Here is a 25,763-nt window from a genome sequence, read left to right as displayed (position 1 = left end):
CCCCTACCCCGCCTGCAGTCGCGCCAGCGCCTCTGCGTGGCTCGGCATGGAGGCCGCCGCCCCCGGCCGCTCGACGCACACCGCCGCATAGGCGGTGGCAAACCGCACCGCCTGCGCCAGCCCACTGCCGGCCGCCAGTTGCGCCGCCAGCGCGCCGTTGAAGGCATCGCCCGCGCCGGTGGTATCGACCGGCGTGGCGCGGCAGGCTGGCACCAGCGTGGTCTCCCCCTCCAGCGACAGCAGCGCCCCCTGGGTGCCGAGGGTGACGATCAGCCGCGCAATCCCCTTGCGGTGCAGCACCGCCGCCGCCTCACGCGCCGAGGCCACGTCCGTCACCGTCACGCCGCTGAGCAGCGAGCACTCGGTGGCGTTGGGCGTCAGTAGGTCAACCTGTTGCAGCAGCGCGTCCGGCACCGGCTGGAACGGCGCCGGGTTGAGGATCACCGAGGTGCCCGCCTCACGCGCCAGCGCGATGGCGCGCTCCACCGCTGGCAAGTTGTTCTCCAATTGGGTCAGCAGGATGTCGGCCGCGGCAATCGCCGGGCGGCACTGATCAATCTCCTGCTCGCTGACCGTCAGGTTCGCGCCGGGGTCTACTGCGATCATGTTCTCCGCATCCTCCCCCGCCACGTAGATCAGCGCGTTGCCGGTCGGCCGCTCGCCGGTGGTGAACAGCGTCACGGCATCAAAACCGGCGCTGTCGAGGTGGCGGCGGGCGAACTGGCCGAAATCATCCCGCCCCACCTTGCCGATGTAGTGGACGCGCGCACCGGCGCGCAGCGCGGCAATCGCTTGGTTGGCCCCCTTGCCGCCCGCGCCCATCATGCTGTTGCGCGCAATCAGCGACTCGCCCGGCTGGGGGAAGCGCGCCATGCCCGCGACGATGTCCAGGTTGAACGATCCAAACACACACACTTTATTGCTCATGCCTGCCTCCTGCTGCCGGCAAAGGAAAGGTCACGCGCGGCGGCCAGACAGGCACCACGGCAGCCGGTCTCGTCAGTGACGTCGCTCAGGGTGATCGCCAGCCCGCCGGCCGGCTGTGGCGCGCGCAGATGGCGACGGATCTGCGCAATCAGCGCCGCCTGCGGGAAGCCGGGCATCGCCAGCACCCCGCCGCCCAGCACCAGATGCTCCGGGTCGAGGATGTTCATCTCGGCGGCAATCGCCTGCGCCAGCCGGGTGATGAACGCCTGCAAATCCGGGTGCGCCGCGTGGTGCAGAAACAGCTCGCCAATCGGCGTCTGCGCGGCGTGGGCGGTGGCCCAGTCCGCCAGCCAGTGGCCAGCGGTGACGCTCTCCACGCAGCCAATGTTGCCGCAGCGGCAGGCGGTGGTCTCGCCCGGCCACGGCATGTGGCCCAGTTCGCCAGCGGCCCCGTGCGCGCCGTGGTAGAACGCCCCCTCCAGCCACAGGCTGTTGCCCATGCCGGTGCCGAGGTAGACCCCGACCGCCACGCGCGGCAGCTGCGGCAGGCGGGTTAAGTCCCACCACATCAGGTGGTTGACGTCCTTGTCCATCGCCACCTCCACCCCCAGCGCCTGGCTGAGGCGCGCCGCCACCGGCTGGTTGTCCAGCGCCGGGATGAAGGGCAGCGAGAGCACCTGCCGCCGGTCGCGTGACAGAATGCCGGGCAGCCCGAGCATCACCCGCGCCAGCGGCCCGTCTGGCCGCGCGGCGGCGATCAGCTCTGTCAGCCCCTGCAATGGATCGGCCTGCCGCGCCCAGCTGGCGGTCGGCACTTTGCGGTAGCCGCTAAAGCGTTGCTGCTCATCCATTACCATCAGGCGGGTGTGTGTGCCGCCGATATCGACCCCAAGAAATTGCTGCATACGCCTCTCCGCGTTTACGCCGCCTGGCGCATCTGATCGAGCATCTTTTCCCACGCCGCATCCAAATCACTGTCCAGATTGAACAGCCCGGAGGTGCCGACAATCAGCACTTCCGCGCCCGCGCCCATCAGGTCGTGGTAGGTACGGCTGTTGCAGGAGCCATCAATCTCTATCAGGTAGCGGTGGCCCTGCTCGCGCTTCAGGTCGCGCAACTGGCGGATCTTGCCGAGCATCTCTGGGATGAAGGGCTGGCCAGCGTAGCCGGGATCGACCGTCATCACGGTGATCTTGTCCAGCAGGTGGATGTAGTGGCGGATGTACTCCACCGGCGTCGCCGGGTTGAGCACCACGCCCACCTTTTTGCCAAGCGAGCGGATCTGGTTGATCACGCGGAAGGCGTCGCGGTTGATGGTTTCGGCGTGCGGGCAGATGAAGTCCGCCCCGGCCTCGGCAATCGGCACGATAAAGTCGGTCGGGTGCTCCACCATCAGGTGCACGTCCAGCACCAGCGGCGTGTGCGGGCGGATCTGCTCAATAAAGAAGGGCGACAGGGTGATGTTTTTCACAAAGTGCCCATCCATGATGTCGATGTGCAGCATGTCGGCGCGGCGATTGAGCACCGCCAGCTGCTGGCGGATCTCCATCAGGTTCATGCACATCAGCGAGGGCGAAATTTTGTAGTCCATGGTCCGTATCCTGAGGTTAAGGGGAAAAAAGAATCAGGGGCGTGCCTGCCGGGCGCGCAGGGCGCTGAGCCGCGCCGCACGCCGCTGCTGGTAACGCTGGCGGAAGAACTTGCCAGCCAGCACCAGAATCAGTACCGCGCCCCACATCGCCAGGCTGAAGTGCGGGCTGACGTTGAGCAAATTGAGGCCGGTGGCAATCACCTGGAGCACCACCAGCGCCAGCACCACGCCGCTGACGCGGCCAAAGCCGCCGAACGGGTCGGTGCCGCCGAGGATGATCGCCAGCACGGTCAGCAACAGATAGGAGTCGCCGTAGCCCATGCGCGCCGAGTTGAAGCGCGCCATCATCACCAGCCCGGCGATCACGCACAGCAGGCTGGAGATCATGTAGATCGCCATCAGCACGCGGTGGGTGTTCACGCCGCTGAAGTGGGTGGCGTTGATGTTGCTGCCGCTCATGTAGATGGTCTTGCCGAGGCGGGTCTTCTCCAAAAACAGCGCCAGCAGCAGCGCCGTCACCAGAAACAGGATCAGCGGCACCGGCACGCCGAGCAGCGTCTCCGCGCCGATGTAGCGCACAATCTCCGGCATCCCGCTCAGGGCCGCACCGCGCGTCAGGTAGATGCCGAGGCCGTTGACGATGGTCATGGTCGCCAGCGTCACCAGAATCGGGTGCGCGCCGACGTAGGCCACCAGCGCGCCGGTGAACAGGCCAATCACCATCGCCAGCAGCATCGCGCCCACCAGAGCCACCGCCAGCCACAGCGCCTGCAGCGCCAGCGCGGCCTCCGGTGGCATCCAGGTGAGGAACACCCAGGCCATCAGCAGGCTGGTGAGGTTGGCGGTGGCGATGATCGCCAGGTTCAGGCCGCCGCTAAGGATCGGGATAAACATTGCCAGCGTCAGCAGCCCCAGCTCCGGCAGCTGGAAGGCGATGCTCATAAAGGTGCCGCCGTTGAAGAAGCGCCCCGGCAGCGCCACGCTGAAGCCCACCACCACCAGTACCAGCAACAGCAGCAGCCCCTGGGTGGTGCTATCCACTTTTTTGATCCGCGTAAACATAAGCTCTCCCGCGCTGGCCATCAGACGAAGCCGACGTCCGTCTCTTTGCGTTTTTTGTAGTGGGTGACGGTGATGGCGGCGACAATCACCACGCCAATCACCACATTCATGAAGTAGTTGGAGACGCCGATCAGGTTCAGGCCGTTCTTCAACATGCCGATCAGGAACACCCCCATCAGGGTGCCCACCACGCTCCCCTTGCCGCCGTTGAGGCTGGCCCCGCCCAGCACCGCCGCCGCCAGCACGTCCAGCTCGCCGCCGACCAGTGCGTTAGGCACCACCTCGCCGACGCGGTAGACCTGCACCAGCCCGCCGACCGCCGCCATCGCGCCGAGGTAGCCATAGGCGAACAGGTGCAGCAGCCCGACGCGGATGCCGATGCGGCGCGCTGACTCCTGATCGCCGCCCATCGCGAATAGCTGGCGGCCCAGGTGGGTGCGGTTGAGCAGCAGCCAGGTGAGCAGCGCCACCGCCAGCATCACCACCAGCGGCAGGCCGATCTGGTAGCTTTGGTCGCCGAGGCTGAACGGCAGCACGCTGCGCGGCAGCGTCCACCACTCCGGCAGGTCATACAGGCTGCGGCCGTTGGTCAGCCACATCAGCATGCCGAACAGCAGCGCCTGCATACTGATGGTGACGATGATCGAGACGATGCGCAGGCCGTAGATCAGCAGGGCGTTGAACATGCCGAGCAGCATCCCCGCGCCGATGCCGAGCGCGATGCTAAGCACCGGGCTGGTCAGCCCCAGATGCAGGAACAGCGAGGCGATCAGGTACTGCACCACCGAGGCGACGGCGGCGAAGGAGATGTCGATGCCGCCGGTCACCAGCACCACGAACAGCCCGAGGGCAAAGATGCCGCTGACCGCATAGCTCTCGGTCAGGTCGAGCAGGTTCTGCACGGTGAGGAACTGGTCACTGAGCAGCGAGAAGGTGACCATCACCACCAGCACCACCCACGCGAGGTAGCCCTCGTTGTGGCGCGGCAGCAGGCGGCGCAGGCCGTGTGGCCCGACGCGGCGGGCCGGGACGCTCTTCGGCAGGTGTGAGTTGATGTCAAGCATTGACCGCCTCCGCGAGTTGTTGCTGGCTGATGCCGTGTGGCAGGTATTCGCCGATGACGCTGCCTTCGCTGAAGTGCAGCACCCGGTCGCAGTTGAAGTAGACCTCCGGCACCTCGTCGGAGATCAGCAGCACCGAGATCCCCTCGTCGGCCAGCTGGTGGATCAGCTGATAGATGCTGGCCTTGGCACCGACATCCACGCCGACGGTGGGCGAGTCGAGGATCAAAATCTTGGGTTGGGTCAGCACCCATTTCGCCAGCACGATCTTCTGCTGGTTGCCGCCGGAGAGCGTCGAGATCGCCTGCTCCGGGTCATTCACCTTGACGCCGAGCCGCTCGATCCACTGCATGATCAGCTTGTTCTTGCGGTACTCATCAATCAGGTGGAAGCGGCCGCGCAGCTGGTCGAGGATCGCCAGCACCGTGTTGTCGGCCACCGACTGCTGCAACACCAGCCCGAGCGTCAGGCGATCCTCCGAGACGTAGCCGATGCCAGCCTTGATGGCGTCCTCATGGCTGCGGAAGCGCACCGGCTTGCTGTCGAGGTAGATCTTGCCGCTCTCCGGCCGGGTCATGCCGAACAGGCTGAGCGCCAGCTCGGTGCGGCCGGAGCCGAGCAGGCCGCACAGCCCCAGCACCTCGCCCTGATGGAGTTTGAAGCTGACGTCATGGTACTGGCCGGGGCGGCTGAGGTTGTCCACCTCCAGCATCACGCGCGGGTTGTGGCGGTTGGCCGCCTTCAGGCGGTAGTCGAGGGTCAGGCCGGTCATCAGCTCCGTCAGGCGGGCGCTGCTCACCTCGCTGGCCGGGAAGGTGCCGACCTTTTTGCCGTCGCGGATCACCGTCACGCGGTCGGAGATCTCCAGCACCTCATCCAGCCGGTGGCTGACGAACACCACGCTGATGCCGCGCCCCTTCAGGTAGTGCACGGTGCGCAGCAGTTGGTTGACCTCGGTGCGGGTCAGCGAGGCGGTCGGCTCATCCATGATCACCAGCCGGGCGTCGGCCACCAGCGCGCGGCAAATGGCCACCTGCTGGCGCTGGGCGATCGGCAGCTCCGACACCTTGCTGTCGAGATCGAGGGTAAAGTTCAGCTCATCAAGAATGCGTTGCGCCGTGGCGCGCAGCTTGCCGGGCCGGAACCAGCCCAGCAGGCCATGCAGGTTGTGCTCAAAGGCGATGTTCTCCGCCACCGTCAGGTTGGGGAACAGCGACAGATCCTGGTAAATCACCTGGATGCCGAAGGCGCGGGCCTGATCCGGCGTCAGCCGGCGGAAGGTTTCGCCATTCAGGGTGATGCGGCAGCCGGCATCCGGCTGGTAGACCCCCGAGATCACCTTGATCAGCGTGCTTTTGCCGCAGCCGTTGGTGCCGGCCAGACAGTGCACCTCGCCCTGCATCAGGGTCAGGGAGATCTCATCCAGCGCCCGGTGGCCGCCGAAGGTCATCGACAGGTGCTGCACGTCGATCAGCGGCTGGCCGACGGTGGGCGCGGCGGGCGTTGCGGTTGGGAGTGTCTCGGAGATCGCCATGGTTACAGCCCCATTTTCACCAGTTTCGGCAGGTTGGTCTTATCCAGGCTTTCGGTTTCGTTGCCCAGAATGGTGTGGGTGGCCTCATCGACCTTCACCTGACCCATGCCCTCAATGGTCATGCCGTCGGTGATCTTCTCGCCCTTCTGCATCATGTCCGCCAGCCGGACAAATACCTCACCGGCCACCATCGGGTTCCAGATGTAGCCGCCCTTGATGGCACCGCGGTTGACCAGCGACGCGCCCTGACCGGGGCTGAACGGGCCGATGACGCAGATATCATTGGTCTTGCCACGGTTCATCACCGCGCGACCGGCACCGATTGGCCCCTGCGAGCCGAAGGCGACGATGCCCTTCAGGTCGGGGTACTTGGCCATCAGGTCGTTGGTGGTGCGCAGCGTCTCATCCAGCGACTCCGCCACCCCGAACTTGTCGGCCACCATCTGCATGTTCGGGTAGTGCTCTTTCTGGTAGTTGATGGCCGAGTCGGCCCACAAATTGTGCAGCGGCACCGTCAGGCTGCCGACGTAGACCGCGTACTTGCCCTGCTCTTTCATGCAGGCGGCCAGCGCTTTCATGTGGTTGATACCGTGCACCTTGGCGTCCACCAGCTCAAAGTCCCAGTCGGCGTACTGCTGCCCCGGCGACTCATGCACAATCACCTTGATGCCCGCCGCCTGCGCGCGCTTCAGCACCGGCTCCAGCACCTTGGCGTCGTTCGGCACCACGCCGATCACATCCACCTTCTGCGCGATCAGATCTTCAATCGCCCGCACCTGCAACGCCGGGTCGGCGGCGGTCGGGCCAACCTGCCAGGCGTCGATGCCACGCTTGGCGGCCTCGCTCTTGATGCCGGCCTCCATCGCGTTGAACCACGGGATGCCGCCAATCTTGACCACCACGCCCATGCGGAGCTTCTCCGCGCCATGCGCTGACACAGAGAGCAGCGCCGTGGCAAACAGGCAGGCCAGTACAGATCTCTTCATGGTGTTCTCTCCTTCAGGGTGGCTCCACGCCACTTGTTGTTATTGGACAGACAGTTATTGGACAGACAGTTATTGGACAGATGGTTATTGGGACAGACGGTCAGGTGTTTGGCGCACACCCCTACGGCTCGCCGCGCCGCCGGTTGGCGGGCGCGGCCTCCACCACATTGACGTTGTTCCAGGCCAGCTCCTGCCGGAACTCCTCGTCCACCAGCCGGTCGGTGATCAGCGTGTCGATCTCGCGGTAGTGGCAGATGCGGGCAAAGGAGCGGCGGCCAATCTTGCTGGCGTCCACCAGCAGGAACTTGCGCTCGGCGGCCAGCAGCATCTGCTGTTTCAGCCGCGCGTGGTGCTCGTTGCTCTCGCGGATCCCCCCCTCCAGACTGAGGCCGTGGCAGGAGAAGAACATCTTGTTGATGACGAACTCCTTGAGCATCTGCTCCGCCAGCACGCCGATGAAATCCTCATACTTGGCGGAGTACTCGCCGCCAAGGCCGATGGTGCGCACATTGGCCTTCACCGCCAGCGTCTGGATGATGTGCAGCGAGTTGGTCAGCACCACCAGCTCGATGTCCGGCAACTGCCGGGCCAGGAACCAGCTGGTGGAGCTGCTGTCCAGCAACAGGCAGTCACCCGGCGAGATAAACTCCAGCGCCCGCTTGGCAATGCGCGTTTTGGCCTCCGGCGACTCGTTGCTGCGCTGGCGGAATGACTCCCCCTGCTCAATCTGCGCCGGCAGGGTGCGCTTCTCCGGCCCCGGACTGTCTAAGTAGATTGCGCCGCCGTGGCTGCGCAACAGCACGCCCTTTCTCTCCAGCAGCGTCAGGTCGCGACGTGCGGTCTCCAGTGAGATTTGGCACAGCGCGGCCACTTCATGAACCAATACCCGCCCCCGTTGGCTGAGGAGGTCGGCGATAAAGCGATGGCGTTCTGCAGGCAGCATGGTCTTCTCCTTCCTGATGTTTTTTAAGATACGGGCTTAACCGGAATGGTTTTGCGCCGACGGTCAAAGCCACCGGTGCGAATCGGGCGTCCGCGACCGGCTGTGATATTTCGCACAAAAAAGAGAAAGCTAATGAAATGTTAAAGAACTGATCTGAGGCATGGCGTGCAGATAACGCCCCTTTTGGCGTCTCGCCAGCGGAGGCAAATTTGCAAACGGTCACATTCCCTCACCCGTCCCGCTGACCGTTACTGACCGTTTCTGTGGAAATGACCGTTTTTGTCTGTGGCACCCCTACCAAAAGAGCAAAAATCGCGCAGCGACGCCAGGTAAACCGGTTAATAAAAAGATCGCGATTTAACATATCGGCAGGCCTGTAGGCGCAGCAAGCAGGGAAAACGGCACAGGCGGGCGTGGCGCGGTTAATCCGCAATCAGGACAAGGGAGTGTAATTTTTCAGGAAGGTGACGCCTGCCGGGGACGGCAGGCGTCAGAAGAGGCAATCAGTGCAGGCCGCGCGCCAGTTTCAGGGTGGCGGCGACGTTGCGCGCCGTCATGCGCACGTTGTCGCCAGCGTTCTCCAGCGCCTCGTCGAGGCTACAGATGGTATAGAGCACGCTGAACACCGCATCCAGCCCATGCTCATGCACTACGCCGACATCGGCGGTCAGGCTGCCAGCGATGGCGATCACCGGTTTATCGTGGCGCTTCGCCACCTGTGCCACGCCAATCGGCACCTTGCCGTGGATGGTCTGGCTGTCGATGCGCCCCTCGCCGGTGATCACCAGATCGGCGTCCTTGACCAGTGCCTCCAGCCCCAGCGCCTCGGTGACAATCTCAATGCCCCGGCGCAGATCCGCGCCGCAGAAGGCCAGCAGCCCGGCGCCCATGCCACCGGCCGCGCCCGCGCCCGGCACCTGATCGACCTCGACCTGAAGATCGCGCTGGATAAGCTGCGCGTAGTGCGCCAGATAGCCGTCAAGCTGCTTCACCATCTCCGGCGTCGCGCCCTTCTGCGGGCCGAACACCGCCGAGGCCCCCTTGTCGCCGGTCAGCGGGTTGGTGACGTCGCAGGCCACCTCAATGCGGCACGCCTTCAGCCGCTCATCCAGCTCGCCTACGTCGATGCGATCCAGATCCGCCAGCCCGGCCGCGCCGCGCGCGATGGGCTGGCCGTTGCCATCCAGCAGCTTCGCGCCCAGCGCCTGCACCATGCCCGCGCCGCCATCATTGGTGGCGCTGCCGCCGATGCCGATAATGATGTGGCGCACGCCCTGCTCCAGCGCGTGGCGGATCAGCTCGCCGGTGCCGTAGCTGGTGGTGTGCAGCGGGTTGCGCTGTTTGGCGGGCACCTGCTCCAGACCGCTGGCGGCGGCCATCTCAATAAAGGCGGTGTCGCCGTCGCCGGAGAGGCCGTAGAACGCCTCAATCTCCTTATCCAGCGGGCCAGTGACCTTGACCTTGACGACGCGCCCGTGGGTGGCGGCCACCATCGCCTCCACCGTGCCTTCGCCGCCGTCGGCGACCGGCAGCTTCACATACTCGGCCTGCGGGAACACCTCGCGGAAGCCCGCCTCAATCTGGTTGGCCACCTCCAGCGCGCTCAGGCTCTCTTTATAAGAATCTGGTGCAATGACGATTTTCATCTCTGCCCTTCCCTCCACATCCTGTCTGTTGGCAGGAGTTGCCTGCCCCATTGCGCCTGCCGGTTGCCGGGGGTGGCAGTGGGCAGGCCCGCTCATGCGCTACGCTTTCAGCATAGCAAATCGCCGCCGGGCCTCCGGCGGACGGCGCAGTATAGGCAAGCACCGCCACGCGACACATCAGGCAGATGAACAGGATTACCCGCCAACGACCGGCACTTTTTCAGGCATCTGCCCAAGACCGCTACTTGCCGCCAGCCAGATCGAGGAAGCTGCCGGTGACGTAGGAGGCGGCGTCAGAGAGCAGCCAGCTGATGGCCGCCGCCACCTCCTCCGGCTGGCCGCCGCGCCGCATCGGCAACTGCGCCTTGACGCGGTCAACCCGGCCCGGCTCGCCGCCGTCGGCGTGCATCTCGGTGTAGATGAAACCGGGGCGCACGCCGTTGACGCGGATGCCCTCCGCCGCCACCTCCAGCGACAGGCCGGTGGTCAGGGTATCCAGCGCCCCCTTGGAGGCGGCGTAGTCCACATACTCACCCGGTGCGCCCAGCCGCGCCGCCGCCGACGAGACATTAACAATTGCCCCGCCGCGCCCGCCGTGGCGCAGCGCCATGCGCTTCACCGCCTCGCGGCAGCAGAGGAACGCGCCGGTGACGTTGGTGGCCAGCACGCGGTTGATGCGCGTGGCATCCAGCTCCTCAATCCGCGCCTGCTGGAACAGGATGCCCGCGTTATTGACCAGCGCCGTCAGCGGGCCGAAGGCCGCGTCCACCGCCGCGAACAGCGCCATGACCTGCGCCTCCTCGGCGATGTCGGCGGCAAACGCCTGCGCCGTCCCACCGGCCGCCACAATCTCCGCCACCAGCGACGCCGCTGCCGCGTGGTCTTGCCGGTAGTTAATCGCCACCCGGTAGCCCTCCTGCGCCAGCAACCGCGCCGTGGCGCGCCCAATGCCCCGGCTGCCGCCGGTCACCAATGCCACTCTCTCCATCTTTTCCTCCATAAAAAAGGCCCGGTTTTCCGGGCCTTTACAGCGTAGGGTTTCCTGCTGCTTATTGGTAGTCGCTGACCGGCACACAGGCGCAGAACAGGTTGCGGTCGCCGTAGACATCATCCAGACGCTTCACCGCTGGCCAGTACTTGTTCTCCTGCGTGGCGGCGCTGGGGAATACCGCCCGCTCGCGGCTGTAGGGGTGTTGCCACTCCACCAGCAGCTCCGCTTGGGTGTGCGGCGCGTTGACCAGCGGGTTGTCATCCTGCGGCCACTCACCAGCCGCCACGCGGCCAATCTCGGCGCGGATCGCCAGCATCGCCTCGATAAAGCGATCCAGCTCGGCCTTGCCCTCGGACTCGGTCGGCTCCACCATCAGGGTGCCCGCCACCGGGAAGGACATGGTTGGCGCATGGAAACCGTAATCAATCAGGCGCTTGGCGATATCCATCTCGCTGATGCCGGTTTGCTCCTTCAGCGGGCGGATGTCGAGGATGCACTCGTGCGCCACCCGGCCGTCGCGGCCGGTGTAGAGCACCGGGAAAGCCCCCTGAAGGCGTGTCGCAATGTAGTTGGCACTCAGGATCGCCACCTGGCTGGCGCGCTTCAACCCCTCCGCGCCCATCATGCGGATATACATCCAGCTGATCGGCAGGATGGAGGCGCTGCCAAACGGCGCGGCGGAGACTGCCCCGTTCTGCGTCAGCACGCCGTCAATCGCCACCACGCTGTGGCCGGGCACGAACGGTGCCAGATGCGCCTTCACGCCAATCGGCCCCATGCCCGGCCCGCCGCCGCCGTGCGGGATGCAGAAGGTTTTATGCAGGTTGAGGTGTGAAACATCCGCGCCGATGTAGCCCGGCGTGGTGATGCCTACCTGCGCGTTCATGTTCGCGCCGTCGAGGTAGACCTGCCCGCCATACTGGTGGACGATCTGGCACACCTCGCGGATGGTCTCCTCATAGACGCCGTGGGTCGAGGGGTAGGTCACCATGATGCAGGAGAGGCGATCGCCCGCCTGCGCCGCCTTCTCGCGCAGGTCATTCAGGTCGATGTTGCCGCGTTTGTCGCAAGCTACCACCACCACCTCCATGCCCGCCATCTGCGCCGACGCCGGGTTAGTGCCGTGGGCGGAGCTGGGGATCAGGCAGAGGGTACGGTGGCCCTGCTGGCGGCTCTCATGGTAGTGGCGGATCGCCAGCAGCCCGGCATATTCGCCCTGTGCGCCGGAGTTCGGCTGCATACAGATGGCGTCATAGCCGGTGAGCTGCGCCAGCCACTGGGAGAGCTGGCCGATCATCTGCTGGTAACCGGCGGCCTGCTCCGGCGGGCAGAAGGGGTGCAGGTCGGCGAACTCCGGCCAGGTGATTGGGATCATCTCGGCGGCGGCGTTCAGCTTCATGGTGCAGGAGCCGAGCGGGATCATCGCCTGATTGAGCGCCAGATCGCGCTTCTCCAGCCGGTGCATGTAGCGCATCATCTCGGTTTCGCTGTGGTAGCGGTTGAACACCGGATGGGTGAGGATCGGCGTCTGGCGGCGCAGCGCCTCAGGGATCGAGGTGCTCTCCAGCGCGACCGCCCGATCCAGCGCCTCAATCTCCAGCCCATGCCCCTCGCCCAGCAGCACCGCGAACAGCGCCAGCACCTCCTCGCCGGTGGTGGCCTCATCCAGCGTGATGCCGACCGCGCCGTGGATGTCGGTGCGCAAGTTGATGCCGAAGCTGAGCGCGCGCGCCAGTACCGCCGCCTTGTCCGGCACCTCGACGGTCAGGGTGTCAAACCAGCTGGCGTGGCGCAGCGTCAGGCCGCCCTGCCGCAGACCAGCGGCGAGGATGTCGGTCAGGCGGTGGATGCGCGTGGCGATGCGCTTTAGCCCCTCTGGCCCGTGGTACACCGCGTAGAGGCTGGCGATGTTCGCCAGCAGCACCTGCGAGGTGCAGATGTTGGAGTTGGCCTTCTCACGGCGGATATGCTGCTCGCGGGTCTGCATCGCCATGCGCAGCGCGGTGTTGCCCGCCGCGTCACGGGAGACGCCGATGATGCGCCCCGGCATCGCGCGCTTGAACTCGTCACGGCAGGTGAAGAAGGCGGCGTGCGGGCCGCCGTAGCCCATCGGCACGCCAAAACGCTGGGCGGAGCCGAACACGATGTCCGCCCCCTGGCTGCCCGGCGCGGTCAGCAGCACCAGCGCCATGATGTCAGCCGCCACCGCGCTGATGACGCCGCGCGCTTTCAGCGCCGCCAGCAGCGCGCCGTAGTCATGCAGCTCGCCGGTGGTGCCAGCCTGTTGCAGCAGCACACCGAACACCCCCTCATGCTCCAGCGCCCGCTCGGCGCGGTCGATGATCAGCTCAAAACCAAAGGTCGCGGCGCGGGTTCGCACCACGTCCAGCGTCTGCGGGTGGATATCCTCGGCGACAAAGAAACGGTTGGCCTGCTTCAGCTTGCTGACGCGCTTGGCCATCGCCATCGCCTCGGCGGCGGCGGTTGCCTCATCCAGCAGCGAAGCGGAGGCGAGATCCAGCCCGGCCAGATCCTGCGATAGCTGCTGGAAGTTGAGCAGCGCCTCCAGCCGCCCCTGCGACACCTCAGGCTGGTAGGGGGTGTAGGCGGTGTACCAGCCGGGATTCTCCAGCATGTTGCGCAGGATCACCGGCGGCGTCAGCACCGCGCTGTAGCCCATGCCGATGTAGCTGCGGTGGCGCTGGTTGCGGGCGGCGATCGCTTTCAGCTCTGCCAGCGCCTGATGCTCGGTCGCCGATTCGCCCACCGCTGGCGGCCCCGGCAACTGGATGTCGGCCGGTACGATCTGCTGGATCAGCGCCTCCAGCGAGGCCGCGCCCACGGCGTCGAGCATCTGCTGCTGCTGGCGCGCGTCCGGGCCGATATGGCGTTCAACAAAGGCATCACGGTGTTCAAGTTGGCTAAGCGTCTGGGTCATTGCTACAGATTCCTGAAGTCATGCATGGGGGTCTGGGGGGTGGCGCAGCGGCCCGGCGCGTGGCCGGGCCGTGGGGATCACTCGGCGATGCTGGCCTGATAGCCAGCGGCGTCCAGCAGGTTTTCCAGGCCAGCGTCATCGGCGGCCTTGATTTTGCAGATCCAACCTGCGGCATAGGGCTGCTCGTTGATCAGCTCTGGCGAGTCATTCAACTCTTCGTTCACTTCGACAATCTCACCGGCAATCGGCGCGTAGATGTCTGAGGCGGCCTTCACCGACTCCGCCACCGCACACTCTTCATTGGCCTGCAACTGGCGGCCCACCGCCGGCAGGTCAATGAACACCATGTCACCCAGCAGCCCCTGCGCGTGCTCGGTGATGCCGATGCAGTAGATGCCATTGCCTTCGTCACGCACCCACTCATGGGATGCGGCGTATTTCAGTTCTGTTGGTACATTGCTCATCGCCACCCTCTCTCTTTGTTATCCGTCACTGGGCGACCGGCTTGCCGGCGCGCACAAAGACAGGTTTTGTTACCCGCACCGGCATTTCGCGGTTGCGGATCTCCACAATGGCCTGCTCGCCGATACCGGCTGGCACCCGCGCCAGCGCGATGCTGAAGCCCAGCGTTGGCGAGAAGCTGCCGCTGGTGATCACCCCCTGCTGCGGGCTGCCAGCGGCATCGGTGAAGCAGACGGTCTGGCCGCCACGCAATACGCCCTTCTCGGTCATCATCAGCCCGACCAGCTGGTCAGTGCCCAGCTCGCCCTGACGCACCAGCGCCTCGCGGCCAATGAAATCACGATCCTCCGGCTGCCACGCGATAGTCCAGCCCATGTTGGCTGCCAGCGGCGAGACGCCCTCATCCATCTCCTGCCCGTAGAGGTTCATGCCCGCCTCCAGCCGCAGGGTGTCACGCGCGCCAAGGCCAGCGGGCTTGATGCCCGCCGCCAGCAGACGCTGCCAGAACTCTGCCGCCTGCGCGTTCGGCAGGGCGATCTCATAGCCCGCCTCGCCGGTGTAGCCGGTGGTGGCGATAAACAGGTCACCTGCCTGCACGCTGAAGAAGGGTTTCATGCCCGCCACCGCCTGACGCTGCTCCGCGCTCAGCAGGGTGGCGGCGCGCTCCTGCGCCTGCGGCCCCTGCACCGCGATCAGTGCCAGATCGTCACGCTCGGTGAGCGTGATGCCATACTCCTGGCCGTGGCGGCTGATCCACGCCAAATCTTTCTCACGGGTCGCGGAGTTGACCACCAGCCGGAAGTGATCCTCCGCCAGAAAGTAGACAATCAGGTCATCAATAACGCCGCCGGAAGCGTTCAGCATGGCGCTGTAGAGCGCCTTGCCCGGCTGGGTCAGGCGGCCAACGTCATTGGCCAGTAGGTAGCGCAGGAAGTCGCGCACGCGCGCGCCCGTGAGATCGACAATCGTCATGTGGGAGACGTCAAACATGCCAGCGTCATGGCGCACCGCGTGGTGCTCCTCCAGCTGCGAGCCGTAGTGCAACGGCATCATCCAGCCATGAAAGTCCACCATGCGCGCGCCGCACGCGAGGTGTTGCTCATACAACGGGGTCTGCTTCGCCATGTTTCCCTCTCCAAGGTTTGCGTCTGCCGGTGGTGGTTTTTTACGCCATCCACTGGGCAAGTATAGCGACGCAAACGTTAACCTTTTGGTGAAGTTATCACCGTTCCCAACGCCTTTCCATAAGCTGAAATAGGCCTTGCCGCGTTGGCACCAGAAGGGTGCGACCAAAGTCTGTAGCAGATTCCGCTAAAAAACTGCGCCCCGTGGCACATAATTAACAATAAGCACAGACAATGTACGAGATTATGTAACAAAAACGGCCAACGCTGGGAAAACCCGCCGTGCCAGAAAAGCGCTTCGGATAATAATAAGTAATGCGAAACAGTAGGTGGAATTAGAATAATTCAAACGAGCGCGGGCCTGCCCTGTTTTGGGGCATGGCGGAGGGAAAGAAAGAGAAAGGGCGGCAGAGTGCCGCCCCGAGGATCAGGCTGGCGGGTTGAGCCAGTCAGGCAGATCGTTGAGGCCCATCGCCTGACGCACCAGACGCGGCTTGACGCCCGGCAGGCTGTCCGCCAGCGTCAAGCCGATGTCGCGCAACAGTTTTTTCGCCGGGTTCTGGCCAGCGAACAGGTCGCGGAAACCCTGCATCCCCGCCAGCATCAGCGCGGCGCTGTGCTTGCGGCGGCGCTCATAGCGCTTGAGGTAGAGGTGCTGGCCGAAATCCTTGCCCTCATGTTGCAGGCGGCGGATCTCTGCGGCCAGCTCGGCGGCATCCATAAAGCCGAGGTTGACGCCCTGCCCGGCCAGTGGGTGGACGGTGTGGGCGGCGTCACCCACCAGCGCCAGCCGGTGACCGGCAAAGCTGCGGGCGTAGCGGCCGGTCAGCGCGAAGCTCTGGCGCTCGCTCTCCAACTGGCAGAGGCCGAGGCGCATGTCGAAATGCAGCGCCAGTTCGCGGTTGAACGCCGCCTCATCCAGCTCAATCAGCCGGGTCGCCTCCGCCGGTGGCACCGACCAGACAATGGAGCAGAGGTGTGGATCGGAGAACGGCAGGAAGGCCAGAATGCCGTCGCCGTGGAACGCCTGCCGCGCCACACCGTGGTGCGGCTCAGAGGTGCGGATGGTGGCGACCAGCGCGCTGTGGCCGTAGTCCCAGAAGGTGAGCGGGATGTCAGCGTGGCGGCGCAGCCAGGAGTTGGCACCGTCCGCGCCAACCACCAGCCGGGCGGTCAGCATCCGGCCATCCTCCAGGTTGATGAACGCCTCATTCTCGCCCCACGCCACGCTTTTAAGCTGCGCCGGGGCCATCAGCGTCACTTCCGGCAGGCTGGCGGCGCGCTGCCACAGCGCCTGCTGGATCACCGGGTTCTCGATGATGTGACCCAGATGGGCGTGGCCGTAGTCGTCAGCGCGGAAGGCGATGCTGCCGAAGCTGTCGCGATCCCACACTTCCATACCGGCGTAGGGGCTGGCGCGGCGCGCCACGATCTCATCCCAGACGCCGATATGCCGCAGCAGGCGCTCGCTGGCGGCGTTGATTGCCGAGACGCGCACCGAGTGCTGCGCCGGTAGCGGCGAAGGCTCCGCCGCCCGGTGCTCCAATACCGCAATGCGCAGGCCGGTGCCGTGCAGGCCACATGCCAGCGCCAGCCCGACCATGCCGCCACCGGCGATGACCACATCAAAAGATTGCATAATTAGTTTCCTGTTGGCCTCAGCGCGCCACCCATCCCAGGGTACGGCGGGCAAAGGCGTCACGCAGCAGTGGGGTCTGTTCCATTGCCATCAGGCCGAGGTTACGCCCCACGGCGAGTGGCGCATAACGGTTGGCGAAAAGGTGAATCAGGCCATCCGTCACACCGACGGTGGCCTGCTGGTCTGGCTGGCGGCGTGCCTGATAGGCGCTCAGCACTGCCCAACTGCCGGGGTCTTGCCCGCGCGCGGCGGCGTCGGCCAGCGTCTCCGCCAGCGTCATTACGTCACGCAGGCCGAGGTTAAAGCCCTGCCCGGCAATCGGGTGCAGCGTCTGGGCGGCGTTGCCAGCCAGCGCCAGCCGGTGGCTGATGTGGCTGTGGGCGGCGCGCAGTTGCAGCGGGTAGCAGTCACGCTTGCCGACCTGGAGGATCTTGCCGAGCCGCCAGCCGAAGGCCTGTTGCAGGCGCGCGCTGAACTCGGCGTCATCCCAGCCACGCACCGCCGCCTGCTGGTCACGCGGGTGGCACCACACCAGCGAACTGCGCCCCTGCGACATCGGCAGCAGCGCCAGCGGCCCGTGCTCGGTGAAGCGCTCAAAGGCGCGCCCTTGGTGCGGCAGCGCGGTGGTGACGTTGGCGATGGCCGCCACCTGCGGGTAGTCGCTCACCTGCCACTCCACGCCACAGGCTTTCGCCAGCGCCGAGTGGGAGCCATCCGCCGCCACCAGCAGGCTGGCGGTCAGCGTCTCGCCGCTCTCCAGCGTCACGCTGGCGTGGTCGGCGCTGCGGGTCACCTCCACCACTTTCGCCGGGCAGTGCAGCCGCACGCCGGGCGCCTTGCGCAGCAGGTCAAACAGCCGTCGGCCAGCGTCATGCAGCTCCAGCACGTTGCCCAGCTCGGTGACGTTGAAATCGCGGGCGTGCAGGTTCACAAACCCGGCATGGCCGCGATCGCTGACGTGGACGTGGGTAATCGGGGTAGCGAGGTCGCGCAGCGCTGGCCAGATGCCGATACGCGCCAGTTGCTGGCAGGTGCCCTGCGCCAACGCCAGCGCCCGGGAGTCAAAACCGGGGTGGCGGCGATCCTCGGGACGCATCGCCTCGATCAGATCCACCGGCAGCCTGCCGCCGCTCAGCGCCGACACCGCCAGCGCCAGCGTGGCCCCGACCATGCCGCCGCCTACAATAATGATGCTCATTGCCGTGCCGCCGCCATCAATGCCTCAATCTCATCCGCCTCTTTTACCACGCCGCCGGTGAGGATCTCATTGCCCTCCTCGGTGATCAGGATGTCATCCTCGATGCGCACGCCAATGCCGCGGTACTCGGCCGGTACGTCGGCATCCGGCGCGATATACAGCCCCGGCTCGACGGTCAGCACCATGCCCGGCTCCAGCACCCGGTCACGATCGACGCCGTAACGGCCGACGTCATGCACGTCCAGCCCCAGCCAGTGCGACAGGCCATGCATAAAGAACGGGCGGTGCGCCTGCTCCGCCAGCAACTGGTCGGTTTCGCCATGCAGGATGCCGAGCGCCACCAGCCCCTCGATCATCACCCGTACCACCTGCTCGGTGACGTCACGGATGCTGGTGCCGGGGCGGAACAGTGCCAGCGCGCGGTACTCGGCAGCCAGCACCAGATCATAGATAGCGCGTTGCGCCGGGCTGAAGCGGCCATTGACCGGGAAGGTGCGGGTGATGTCGCCAGCGTAGCCCTGTAGCTCGCAGCCAGCGTCAATCAGCACCAGATCGCCCGCCTGCATCTCGCTCTCATTTTCGGTGTAGTGCAGGATGCAGGCGTTGTCGCCGCTGCCGACGATGGTGTTGTAGGAGGGGTAACGCGCGCCGTGGCGGGTGAACTCGTGGTGGATCTCCGCCTCCAGCTGGTATTCGAACATGCCGGGACGGCACTGCTGCATCGCCCGCGTGTGGGCCTGCGCGGTGATCTGGCCAGCGCGGCGCATGATCTCCAGCTCCTCGGCGGACTTGAACAGGCGCATCTCATGCAGCCACGGCCGCCAGTCCGTCAGGGTGGCGGGGGCGATCAGGTTCTGGCGTGCGCCCTTGCGTAATTTATCCAGCGCGCCGAACACAATGGCATCGGCGTAGGCGTGCTGCCCCTGCGCATGGTAGACCACGTCCAGCCCGTTGAGCAGCAGGTGCAGCTGATCGCCAATCTCCGGGAACGGCAAGGCGCGATCCACCCCGAGCCGGGCGGGGGCCGCCTCCTGCCCAAGCCGACGGCCAAACCAGATCTCGGCCGTCAGGTCGCGCACCCGGTTGAACAGCACGCTGTGGTTGTGCGTCTCGTCGCTTTTGATCAGGATCAGTACCGCTTCCGGCTCGTTGAAGCCGGTGAGATACCAGAAGTCGCTGTCCTGACGGTACGGGTAGTCGCTGTCGGCGCTGCGGACAGCTTCCGGGGCGGCAAAAATGAGGGCCGCACTGGCCGGCGCCATCTTCGCCAAAAGCGCCTGGCGGCGGTTCTGATACTCCTGTTGGGTCATTACCTTCTCCTGAAAGTCTGTTAACGGCGCACTGCCCGCCGCTTAGTGCAGCGTCGGCTTGCGCACTTCCGGCGCGGTCGGGCCTTGCTGGCCAAACTCAGAGTGGCAGAGGATCGCCGCGACGCGCACGTACTCCACCACCTCCTCCAGCGACTGCTCCAGCTCCTCTTGGTCCTCATCCTCATCGTAGCCAAGCTGGGCGATGTTGCGCAGGTCATCGATCGCCTCGCCCACTTCATCCTTCACCTGGTTGAGCTTCGGCTGCACCATGCCCAGACCCAGCAGGAAGTGGTTGACCCAGCCGGCCAGTGCGTCAGCGCGGTCAAACACGCTGGCGTCATCATCTGGCATCAGCATCCGGAACTGGAAGCCATCATCCTCCAGCGACTCGCGGGTCGCCTGATGCAGCGCCTGCAACGGCGCGCTCAGCGCCTGCGGGAAGGCGATGCCCTCGTTGGTCAGATCATGCACCAGCGTCTGCCAGCTGGCATCGTGGTTGCCGCCACACAGCAGGCCGCTGATCAGGCCGTGCATCTCGGCGGCCGTCAGGGCGACGGCCTGCTGGCGCAGCGCCTGATTGATGGTGTCATAGGTGGGGTAGCTATTATTTATCGACATACGTATTGGTCATCGTTGGCAGGATAAGTTCATGGTATGCTACCACCAAGATCCGTCGCTGTACCAGATTCGCAAATGCCCGGTTAAGGGTTGATTCTCCCTGACAGCTTAGTAGAGTAAGCTCTCTAACATGGGGAACCCCCTGAAGAAAAGGGGGTTGTATCTTGGTATTGAGGTATATATAGTGGCGCCCGCTTTGACCGGTGCGGTAAGCGGACGCGGAAATTGAGCAGGAAGGTGGCATGGCTGCACAACCGGTAGACATTCAAATTTTTGGCCGTTCATTACGGGTGAACTGCCCGCCAGAGCAACAGGATGCATTGAATCTGGCCGCAGAAGATCTGAACCAACGGTTGCAAGATCTTAAAGTTCGCACTAGAGTCACAAATACGGAACAGCTAGTTTTCATCGCGGCATTGAACGTTTGTCACGAACTGGCGCAAGAGCGCTTGAAAACCCGTGACTATGCCGCCAATATGGAACAACGTATCCGGATGCTGCAACAGACCATCGAACAGGCGTTGCTGGAGCAAGGTCGTATCTCTGAACGTCAGGGCGCGCCCTTCGAATGAGCCAACCAGGTTAATTCGAAAAAATGATCACTTAAGCAGTTGATTTCTCTTGGTTAGGCCAGTAAAGTCAGCAGCGAGTTAAAAATTTCTCTGAGATGTTTGTCAGCGGGCCAGTCCCCTGAGCCGATATTTCATACCACAAGAATGTGGCGCTCCGTTGCCCGTGAGCATGCTCGGTCCGTCCGAGAAGCCTTAAGGTTACGACGCTACGTTCACCTTGAACCAAGGGTTCAAGGGTTACAGCCTGCGGCGGCATCTCGGAGATTCCCTTCTTTATTTGGCAGCGGTTTACCCTGTCACTGTTAGCCCAATCGTTTCACGTTTCTTATGAAATTCGCAGACGACAGCGCGCTCTCCATCCCTGTATTACGCCAGCAACTGCGCACTGAAGTGCGGCAGCGTCGTCGCGCCCTGAGCGCCGGTCAGCAACGGCGGGCGGGCCAACAGGTGGCCGAACGGGTGATGAATCATCCGCGCATTGTGGCGGCGCAGAGCGTGGCGGTGTTTCTCTCCTTTGATGGCGAACTACCGACCCGCCCCACCATTGAGGCGCTGTGGTCGCTGGGCAAACGGGTGGTACTGCCGGTGCTGCACCCCTTTTCGCCGGGGCATCTGCTGTTCCTGGATTATGCGCCGCAGACGGCGCTGGCCGCCAACCGCCTTGGCATTCTGGAGCCGCCGCTGGATGTGCGCCACCTTCTGCCGCTGCAACAACTCGATGTGATCCTCACCCCTTTAGTGGCCTTTGACGACAGCGGCCAGCGGCTCGGTATGGGCGGCGGTTTCTACGACCGCACGTTGGCGACGTGGCAGGCGCATGGCCCCTACCCGATTGGTCTGGCGCATGAGTGCCAACAGGTGGCGGCCATTCCGGCGGAAGTCTGGGACGTGCCGCTGCCAGAGATCCTCACCCCCGCCAAACATTGGCAGTGGTAGCAACGAAAACGGGCGCCCTAAGGCGCCCGTCGTAAAGAGCAAGCCAATCAGTAGAGCAAGCGGGTACGGATGGTGCCCGGGATCTCTTTCATCAGTTGCAGCGCGGTCTCCACGCCTTCGCTCTCCACGTCGATCACCACGTAACCAATCTCCGGGCTGGTTTGCAGGTACTGGGCCGCGATGTTGATGCCCTGCTCCGCGAAGATCTGGTTGATGCGCGTCAGCACGCCGGGGCGGTTTTCGTGGATGTGCAGCAAACGGCTGGCGTTGATGCCATGCGCTGGCAGCGACACTTCCGGGAAGTTGACGGCTGAGAGCGTGGAGCCATTGTCAGAGTATTTGCTCAGCTTGCCGGCCACTTCCGAGCCGATGTTCTCCTGCGCTTCCTGGGTGGAGCCGCCGATGTGTGGCGTCAGGATCACGTTGTCGAACTCGCACAGCGGCGAGATGAACGGGTCGCTGTTGGTGGCTGGCTCGACCGGGAAGACGTCGATGGCCGCACCCGACAGGTGCTTGCTGGCGAGGGCGTCGCACAGGGCTGGGATATCGACCACCGTGCCGCGCGAAGCATTGATCAGGATCGCGCCCGGCTTCATCAGCTTGAACTCTTCCGCACCCATCATCTCTTGGGTGGAGGGGGTTTCCGGCACATGCAGCGAGACCACGTCGCTCATGTTGAGCAGCTCCGACAGGTGGCGCACCTGCTGGGCATTGCCGAGCGGCAGTTTGTTCTCGATGTCGTAGAAGTAGACGTGCATCCCCAGCCCTTCGGCCAGCACGCCAAGCTGCATACCGATGTGGCCGTAGCCAATGATGCCGAGGCGTTTGCCGCGCGCCTCAAAGGAGCCAACCGCCAGCTTGTTCCAGATGCCACGGTGGGCCTTGGCGTTGGCCGCCGGGATGCCGCGCAGCATCAGCAGCAGTTCGCCGATCACCATTTCGGCGACGGATCGGGTATTGGAGAAAGGCGCGTTGAAGACCGGGATGCCACGCTTGGTGGCCGCCTTCAGGTCAACCTGGTTGGTGCCGATACAGAAGCAGCCCACGGCGATCAGCTTCTCTGCGGCGGCGAACACCTCTTCAGTCAGCTGGGTGCGCGATCGGATGCCGACAAAGTGCGCGTCGCGGATCGAGGCTTTCAGCGCCTCAGTGTCCAGCGCACCCTTGTGGTACTCAATGTTGGTGTATCCGGCAGCACGCAGGCTTTCGATGGTGCTCTGATGGACCCCTTCTACTAACAGAAACTTAATTCTGTCCTTCTCCAGTGATACTTTTGCCATAACCCGACCCTATAGTTCAGACTTCAGAAACGGCTGTTGCATAACAGCTCCGCTCCAACATAACAAATATTCAGCGGGCGGCAATACAAACGATTGCGGGCAGAGCAGCACAAGGCTTATCGGCGGCAGTAGATTCTGGCGAAAAATGCTGGCGAAGCGTAGGCAGCCAGAATGTTACAGAATTCCGGGCGCGGCTTGTGACAGATGTCACCAAATTTGGGGGCCTGAAGAAAAGATATTTCAGCGGGGAAAATATGTCCGGTCATAAGGCCGGGTTATGGCGCGAGGAGAGACGCAGAAGCGGCATTCCGGCGGCGCGCCCCGGCAGCCCCATTGGGCTGAGTGACGCGCCGCCGCAGCAATAGCGAAAACTTATTTTACGGTGCGGACACCCTCTGGCGTGCCGATCAGCGCCACATCCGCGCCGCGGTTGGCGAACAGCCCGACCGTCACCACGCCCGGAATGCCGTTGATGGTGTTCTCCAGCGCCACCGGGTCAAGGATGGTGAGGCTGCGCACATCCAGGATGATGTTGCCGTTGTCGGTCACCACGCCCTGACGGTACTCCGGCAGGCCGCCCAGCTTCACCAGCTCGCGGGCCACGTAGGCGCGCGCCATTGGGATCACCTCTACCGGCAGCGGGAAGTGGCCCAGCACATCGACCTGTTTGGAGGCATCCACGATACAGACGAACTTGCGCGCCATCGCGGCGATGATCTTCTCACGCGTCAGCGCCGCGCCGCCGCCCTTGATCATCTGCATATGGCCGTTGATCTCATCCGCGCCATCCACATAGACGTCCAGTACGTCCACCTCGTTGCTGTCGAACACCGGGATGCCGAGGCTCTTGAGCCGGGCGGTGGAGGCGTCGGAGCTGGAGACCGCGCCCTCAATCTGGTGTTTGATGGAGCCAAGCGCATCGATAAAGTGCGCGGCGGTCGATCCGGTGCCGACACCGACCACCGTGCCCGGCGTCACGTAGTCCAGGGCCGCCCAGCCAACCGCTTTTTTCAGTTCATCCTGAGTCATGGTAAATTCACTGCTCTTGCTGCGAAAACGTGTGCGTATTATAGAGCAAGCGCCGTGGAAAAGGGCGCGCAATCCGCCGCCGACGATCACAGATCCGCACGCCATGCCGCCGCGCGCGCATGATTTTGCCGCCGCGCAACGGCAAAAACTGTGGCATAGTGCAGGGATACACTTTTTTCAGGGGATAGAAGGTCGATGAAACGCCCAGACTACCGAACGTTGCAAGCACTGGACGCGGTGATCCGTGAGCGCGGTTTTGAGCGCGCGGCACAGAAACTTTGCATCACACAATCGGCAGTATCCCAACGCATCAAACAACTCGAAAACCTGTTCGGCCAGCCGCTACTGGTGCGCACCGTGCCGCCCCGCCCCACCGAGCAGGGGCAGAAGCTGCTGGCGCTGCTGCATCAGGTGGAGCTGCTGGAAGAGGAGTGGCTGGGCAACGACACTGGCAGTGACTCGCCGCTGCTGCTGTCGCTGGCGGTCAACGCCGACAGTCTGGCGACCTGGCTGCTGCCAGCGCTGAAGCCGGTGCTGGCCGACTCGCCGATTCGCCTCAATCTCCAGGTGGAAGATGAGACCCGCACCCAAGAGCGGCTGCGGCGTGGTGAGGTAGTGGGCGCGGTGAGTATCCAGCCCCAGCCGCTGCCGAGTTGTCTGGTCGACCAACTGGGGGCGCTCGACTACCTGTTCGTCGCCTCAAAGGGGTTTGCTGAGCGCTACTTCCCGAACGGCGTCACCCGCAGCGCGCTGCTGAAAGCGCCGGCGGTGGCCTTCGATCACTTGGATGACATGCATCAGGCGTTTTTGCAGCAGAATTTCGACCTGTCACCCGGCAGCGTCCCCTGCCATATCGTGAACTCCTCGGAAGCCTTTGTGCAGCTGGCACGCCAGGGCACCACCTGTTGCATGATCCCACACCTGCAAATTGAGCGTGAACTGGAGAGCGGCGAGCTGATTGACCTGACGCCCGGCCTGTTCCAACGGCGGATGCTGTTCTGGCACCGTTTCGCGCCGGAGAGCCGCATGATGCGGAAAGTGACGGATGCGCTGATCGCCTACGGCCATCAGGTACTGCGGCAGGATTAAGCACGGCCTGCTGGCCGTGCGGGGAGATTACTGCGGGCGTTGTAGCTCAAACACCACATCGACCTGATCGTCAAAGTGGATGGTTTGCTGCTCATAGGTTTGCGCCGCGTCACCTTGCGGGGCGGACTCCGCCGTTTTGAACATGCGCATTACCGGCATCGGCTGGTAGTTGGCGACATGGTAACGGATGCTGTAGACCGGCCCCAGTTTGGCCTTGAAGCCCGCCGCCAGCGCGCCCGCCTGCTGGGTGGCGTTATCAATCGCCTTCTGGCGCGCCTGATCGCGGTAGGTGTCCGGGTTCGCCACCCCCAACTCCACGGCGCGGATCTCATTCAGGCCCGACTTCAGCGCGCCATCCAACAGATCGTTCAGCTTGTCGAGCTGGCGCAGCGTCACCTGTACCTGACGCGAGGCGCGGTAGCCTTTCAGCTCCGAGCGGCCATCTTTCAGGTAGTTATACTCCGGCTGGGTGCGCAGGTTGGCGGCGTTAATGTCTTTTTTGTCGATGCCATTCTTTTGCAGGAAGGCGAAGTACTCCGCCACACGGGCGTCCGCCTGCTGCTTGGCCGATGCCGCCTCTTTCGCCGACACGTTCACATCAATCGCCAGAGTGGCGATGTCTGGGGTAGCGTCCACGCTGGCCGTGCCGGACGTCACCACGTGCGGCCCTTCCGGCAGTTCTGCGGCCTGTGCGGCAGTCGCCGCGCTGCCTACGCCCATGATTGCGGCCAAAGCCAATGCCTTTAACTTCACGGTCTCTCCTTAAGGTTGCGGTATACGCCGGGATAGTGTCCCTTCCGCCCTATTTAGTGTTAACCCCTGCCCGG

At 64.3% G+C, this 25,763-nt stretch carries 23 protein-coding genes and 1 other RNA gene; 4 read left to right on the top strand and 20 right to left on the bottom strand.

Annotated elements, in window-relative coordinates:
* Positions 1-3: 3 nt before the first annotated feature.
* From rbsK to C1N62_RS02885, 17 genes are all read right to left on the bottom strand, one after another.
* The gene (gene rbsK, locus C1N62_RS02965; RefSeq protein WP_137762224.1) at positions 4-927 is read right to left on the bottom strand and encodes a ribokinase; all 924 of its coding nucleotides are present in this window, start codon (positions 925-927) and stop codon (positions 4-6) included.
* Positions 924-1,832, bottom strand: coding sequence for an allose kinase (alsK, locus tag C1N62_RS02960; RefSeq protein ID WP_137762223.1), 909 nt, complete (start codon positions 1,830-1,832; stop codon positions 924-926). Before alsK ends, rbsK begins: the two co-directional genes overlap by 4 nt.
* A 14-nt stretch (positions 1,833-1,846) precedes the next feature.
* Entirely contained in the window at positions 1,847-2,518 is a 672-nt protein-coding gene (gene alsE / locus C1N62_RS02955) for a D-allulose 6-phosphate 3-epimerase (RefSeq protein WP_137762222.1), read from the bottom strand.
* A gap of 33 nt (positions 2,519-2,551) precedes the next feature.
* A complete protein-coding gene (locus C1N62_RS02950; protein ID WP_137762221.1) occupies positions 2,552-3,580 on the bottom strand; it encodes an ABC transporter permease in 1,029 nt (342 codons plus the stop codon).
* A gap of 20 nt (positions 3,581-3,600) precedes the next feature.
* A complete protein-coding gene (locus C1N62_RS02945; protein WP_240775758.1) occupies positions 3,601-4,521 on the bottom strand; it encodes an ABC transporter permease in 921 nt (306 codons plus the stop codon).
* A gap of 115 nt (positions 4,522-4,636) precedes the next feature.
* Positions 4,637-6,175, bottom strand: a complete 1,539-nt coding sequence (locus C1N62_RS02940; protein WP_137762219.1) for a sugar ABC transporter ATP-binding protein — start codon at positions 6,173-6,175, stop codon at positions 4,637-4,639.
* Between the two features lie 2 nt (positions 6,176-6,177).
* Complete coding sequence (locus C1N62_RS02935) at positions 6,178-7,161, bottom strand: substrate-binding domain-containing protein (protein ID WP_137762218.1); 984 nt, start codon at positions 7,159-7,161, stop codon at positions 6,178-6,180.
* A gap of 121 nt (positions 7,162-7,282) precedes the next feature.
* Positions 7,283-8,104 carry a DeoR/GlpR family DNA-binding transcription regulator gene (locus tag C1N62_RS02930; RefSeq protein WP_137762217.1) on the bottom strand — a complete coding sequence of 274 codons (822 nt, stop codon included), beginning with the start codon at positions 8,102-8,104 and terminating at the stop codon, positions 7,283-7,285.
* Between the two features lie 503 nt (positions 8,105-8,607).
* Positions 8,608-9,750: a glycerate kinase gene (locus C1N62_RS02925; RefSeq protein ID WP_137762216.1), complete on the bottom strand. Its 1,143-nt coding sequence runs from the start codon at positions 9,748-9,750 to the stop codon at positions 8,608-8,610.
* Between the two features lie 241 nt (positions 9,751-9,991).
* A complete protein-coding gene (locus C1N62_RS02920) occupies positions 9,992-10,738 on the bottom strand; it encodes an SDR family oxidoreductase (protein ID WP_137762215.1) in 747 nt (248 codons plus the stop codon).
* A gap of 61 nt (positions 10,739-10,799) precedes the next feature.
* A complete protein-coding gene (gene gcvP, locus C1N62_RS02915; RefSeq protein ID WP_137762214.1) occupies positions 10,800-13,679 on the bottom strand; it encodes an aminomethyl-transferring glycine dehydrogenase in 2,880 nt (959 codons plus the stop codon).
* Positions 13,680-13,756: 77 nt separating this feature from the next.
* A complete protein-coding gene (gcvH, locus tag C1N62_RS02910) occupies positions 13,757-14,143 on the bottom strand; it encodes a glycine cleavage system protein GcvH (protein ID WP_137762213.1) in 387 nt (128 codons plus the stop codon).
* 25 nt (positions 14,144-14,168) lie between these two features.
* Positions 14,169-15,266 (bottom strand): glycine cleavage system aminomethyltransferase GcvT, encoded by a 1,098-nt coding sequence (gene gcvT, locus C1N62_RS02905; protein WP_137762212.1) that lies wholly within the window; start codon positions 15,264-15,266, stop codon positions 14,169-14,171.
* A gap of 426 nt (positions 15,267-15,692) precedes the next feature.
* Positions 15,693-16,904, bottom strand: a complete 1,212-nt coding sequence (gene ubiI / locus C1N62_RS02900) for an FAD-dependent 2-octaprenylphenol hydroxylase (protein WP_137762211.1) — start codon at positions 16,902-16,904, stop codon at positions 15,693-15,695.
* Positions 16,905-16,923: 19 nt separating this feature from the next.
* Entirely contained in the window at positions 16,924-18,102 is a 1,179-nt protein-coding gene (ubiH, locus tag C1N62_RS02895) for a 2-octaprenyl-6-methoxyphenyl hydroxylase (RefSeq protein ID WP_137762210.1), read from the bottom strand.
* Complete coding sequence (pepP, locus tag C1N62_RS02890; RefSeq protein ID WP_137762209.1) at positions 18,099-19,412, bottom strand: Xaa-Pro aminopeptidase; 1,314 nt, start codon at positions 19,410-19,412, stop codon at positions 18,099-18,101. Before pepP ends, ubiH begins: the two co-directional genes overlap by 4 nt.
* 42 nt (positions 19,413-19,454) lie before the next feature.
* Entirely contained in the window at positions 19,455-20,030 is a 576-nt protein-coding gene (locus C1N62_RS02885; protein ID WP_137762208.1) for a YecA family protein, read from the bottom strand.
* A gap of 242 nt (positions 20,031-20,272) precedes the next feature.
* On the opposite strand from C1N62_RS02885, the gene zapA reads away from it, so the two are divergent.
* From zapA to C1N62_RS02870, 3 genes are all read left to right on the top strand, one after another.
* On the top strand, positions 20,273-20,602 hold the full coding sequence (gene zapA, locus C1N62_RS02880) for a cell division protein ZapA (protein WP_072932761.1): 330 nt from the start codon (positions 20,273-20,275) through the stop codon (positions 20,600-20,602).
* A gap of 84 nt (positions 20,603-20,686) precedes the next feature.
* Positions 20,687-20,870, top strand: a non-coding RNA gene (gene ssrS / locus C1N62_RS02875) — 6S RNA.
* A 59-nt stretch (positions 20,871-20,929) separates the two neighbouring features.
* The gene (locus tag C1N62_RS02870; protein ID WP_137762207.1) at positions 20,930-21,538 is read left to right on the top strand and encodes a 5-formyltetrahydrofolate cyclo-ligase; all 609 of its coding nucleotides are present in this window, start codon (positions 20,930-20,932) and stop codon (positions 21,536-21,538) included.
* Between the two features lie 47 nt (positions 21,539-21,585).
* Here the strand turns inward: C1N62_RS02870 and serA are convergent, their stop codons facing one another.
* Positions 21,586-22,818, bottom strand: coding sequence for a phosphoglycerate dehydrogenase (gene serA, locus C1N62_RS02865; RefSeq protein ID WP_137762206.1), 1,233 nt, complete (start codon positions 22,816-22,818; stop codon positions 21,586-21,588).
* Between the two features lie 372 nt (positions 22,819-23,190).
* Positions 23,191-23,847: a ribose-5-phosphate isomerase RpiA gene (gene rpiA, locus C1N62_RS02860; protein WP_137762205.1), complete on the bottom strand. Its 657-nt coding sequence runs from the start codon at positions 23,845-23,847 to the stop codon at positions 23,191-23,193.
* Positions 23,848-24,042: 195 nt separating this feature from the next.
* Between rpiA and C1N62_RS02855 the strand changes: the two genes are divergently transcribed.
* Complete coding sequence (locus C1N62_RS02855) at positions 24,043-24,936, top strand: LysR family transcriptional regulator ArgP (protein ID WP_137762204.1); 894 nt, start codon at positions 24,043-24,045, stop codon at positions 24,934-24,936.
* Between the two features lie 27 nt (positions 24,937-24,963).
* On the opposite strand, the gene C1N62_RS02850 is transcribed toward C1N62_RS02855, so the two are convergent.
* Complete coding sequence (locus C1N62_RS02850; RefSeq protein WP_137762203.1) at positions 24,964-25,689, bottom strand: oxidative stress defense protein; 726 nt, start codon at positions 25,687-25,689, stop codon at positions 24,964-24,966.
* Positions 25,690-25,763: the final 74 nt, after the last annotated feature.

Source organism: Nissabacter sp. SGAir0207, assembly GCF_005491205.1.
GTDB lineage: Bacteria > Pseudomonadota > Gammaproteobacteria > Enterobacterales > Enterobacteriaceae > Chimaeribacter.
This window is presented reverse-complemented; position numbering and strand designations above follow the sequence as displayed.